At 59.2% G+C, this 2,735-nt stretch carries 2 protein-coding genes; one reads left to right on the top strand and one right to left on the bottom strand.

Annotated features, from left to right (window positions below; genetic code table 11):
* A partial coding sequence (locus J5M56_RS23515; RefSeq protein WP_207937888.1) for a glutamine synthetase family protein occupies positions 1–1,094 on the bottom strand: 1,094 nt, incomplete at its 3' end.
* A 574-nt stretch (positions 1,095–1,668) separates the two neighbouring features.
* On the opposite strand from J5M56_RS23515, the gene J5M56_RS23510 reads away from it, so the two are divergent.
* Positions 1,669–2,735, top strand: a 1,067-nt coding sequence (locus tag J5M56_RS23510; protein WP_207937887.1) for a glutamine synthetase family protein, incomplete at its 3' end; no start/stop codon positions are given.

Here is a 2,735-nt window from a genome sequence, read left to right as displayed (position 1 = left end):
GGGTTGGCGTCAGCGCCGGCCACACGGTGCTCGATACGCACGGCATCCGGCGAGCCGGTCGGCACGCGCAGGGCCACGGTGCGGTTGTCCAAGCCCCAGCTCGGCGCGTTCGGCACGTAGAACTGCGCGCCGAAACGGCGGTACGAGTTGACGTTCGGGCAGAGGAAAGCCATGGACGCGGGCAGGGTCTCGAGCACACCGCCGACAGCGTGACGTAGCGCGGCGTTCTGCTCGGGATCCTCGCTGGTGAAGATGTTGTTGCCATCTTTGTCCAGCACGGAGATGTGTACGTGCAGGCCGTTGCCAGCCTGGCCCGGGTAGGGCTTGGCCATGAAGGTGGTGTCCATTTCATGGTCGTAGGCGATGTTCTTTATCAGCCGCTTGAGCAGCACTGCGTAATCGCAGGCCTTGAGCGGATCGGGAACGTGGTGCAGGTTGACTTCGAACTGCGCCGGGGCGCTTTCCTTGACGATGGCGTCAGCTGGGATGCCTTGCTCTTTGGCACCTTCCAGGATGTCCTGCAGGCAGTCGGCATATTCGTCGAGGTCGTCGATCAGGTACACCTGGGTCGACTGTGGGCGCTTGCCCGAAATCGGCGAGCGTGGCGGCTGCGGGCGGCCGTTCACGTTTTCCTGGTCGATCAGGTAGAACTCAAGCTCGAATGCGGCGCAGATGGTCAGGCCCATTTCGGTGAACTTGCTCACCACCTGACGCAGCACTTCACGCGGGTCGGCGAAGAACGGCTCGCCTTCGAGTTCGTGCATGGTCATCAGCAGCTGGGCGGTAGGGCGCTTCTGCCAGGGTTCGTTGGAGAGGGTGCCGGGGATCGGGTAGCAGATACGGTCAGCATCGCCGATGTCCAGGCCAAGGCCTGTGCTTTCGACGGTGGAACCGTTGATGTCCAGGGCAAAGAGGGAGGCAGGCAGGTTGATGCCTTTTTCGTAAACCTTGTGGAGGCTGGTGCGCTCTATGCGCTTGCCACGCACCACACCATTCATATCTGCAATCAGAAGGTCAACGTAGAGAACCTCAGGATGTTCCTTAAGGAACGCGTTCGCTTCGTTAAGCTGAACGGCACGCGGGGGTACCGACATGATGCAACACCTTTGTTGTTAAAAATATCAATCAAGGGGGGCTTGCAGACCCAGTCAATCGAAAAGCCATACTGATGTCAAGCCAACCCAATGATGCCCTGAAATGGCACATCGACGGCAGATTTGCTGCATATCGGGGCGTGCCATTATCCGCTATTTCTCTTACCAAGAGCTATCTTCGCCGAGCCGTGTTTTATTTTTTACGGAGGTGTTGTGTAAAAAAATTAACAAGGCTAAGCTCGGACTCAACCCAAAACACAATAATACGAGGGTCACATGGTCCGCTTGTCGCGACCTGAACGCGCTGCCTGCGCAGTGCAGTCGGGTATCCCTGTCGTTCCCGTAGGCATCAGCCCAGCGGTGGCCTGCATGGCCGCAATAATTGACGCTTTGCGTGCCAGGGCCACACCTCGTAACGCCTTTTCGTTGCTCTTCTCGTATATCTGCCCTTCGATTTCACTACGGACACGCTTGTTTTCAGTGTATCCACAGTGCGCCTGCGTGTGGGTTTTTGCTTTAGCAATCTACTCCATCCAGAATCAGAGCGCGGACCACCTTACCTCCTGAGGTATTTATGAGTAACAACCTCGACCAGCTCACCGATTGGTTGAAAGAGCACAAGATCACCGAAGTCGAATGCCTGATCAGTGACCTGACTGGCATCACCCGCGGCAAGATCTCGCCGACCAACAAATTCATCGCCGAAAAAGGCATGCGCCTGCCCGAGAGCGTGCTGCTGCAGACCGTGACCGGCGACTATGTCGACGATGACATCTATTACGACCTGCTCGACCCAGCGGACATCGACATGATCTGCCGCCCTGACCAGGATGCGGTGTTCCTCGTGCCGTGGGCCATCGAGCCGACGGCCCAGGTGATTCACGACACCTACGACAAGAAGGGCAACCCGGTCGAGCTGTCGCCGCGCAACGTACTGAAGAAAGTGCTCAAGCTCTACGCCGACAAGGGCTGGCAGCCAATCGTCGCGCCAGAGATGGAGTTCTACCTGACCAAGCGCAGCGAAGACCCGGACTTCCCGCTGCAACCGCCAGTCGGCCGCTCCGGGCGCCCTGAAACGGGCCGCCAGTCGTTCTCGATCGAGGCGGCGAACGAATTCGATCCGCTGTTCGAAGATGTGTATGACTGGTGCGAACTGCAGCGCCTGGACCTGGACACGCTGATTCACGAAGATGGCACGGCGCAGATGGAAATCAACTTCCGTCATGGTGATGCCCTGCACCTGGCCGACCAGATTCTGGTGTTCAAACGCACCATGCGCGAGGCCGCGCTCAAGCACAACGTCGCTGCCACCTTCATGGCTAAGCCCATGACCGGCGAGCCGGGCAGCGCCATGCACCTGCACCAGAGCGTGGTCGATGTGGCCACGGGCAAGAACATCTTCAGCAATGAAGACGGCAGCATGAGCGAGCTGTTCCTGAACCACATCGGTGGCCTGCAGAAGTTCATCCCCGAAGCGCTGCCGCTGTTTGCCCCCAACGTCAACTCGTTCCGCCGCTTCCTGCCCGATACCTCGGCGCCGGTGAACGTGGAGTGGGGCGAAGAAAACCGCACCGTTGGCCTGCGCGTACCGGATGCCGGCCCGCAGAACCGCCGTGTCGAGAACCGCCTGCCAGGCGCTGA

Origin of the sequence: Pseudomonas sp. 51_B, assembly GCF_017491595.1 — a bacterium.
In the GTDB taxonomy this organism is placed as follows: Bacteria; Pseudomonadota; Gammaproteobacteria; order Pseudomonadales; family Pseudomonadaceae; genus Aquipseudomonas; species Aquipseudomonas promysalinigenes.
Note: the sequence above shows the minus strand (reverse complement) of the source record. Positions and strands in the feature narration are given on the sequence as shown.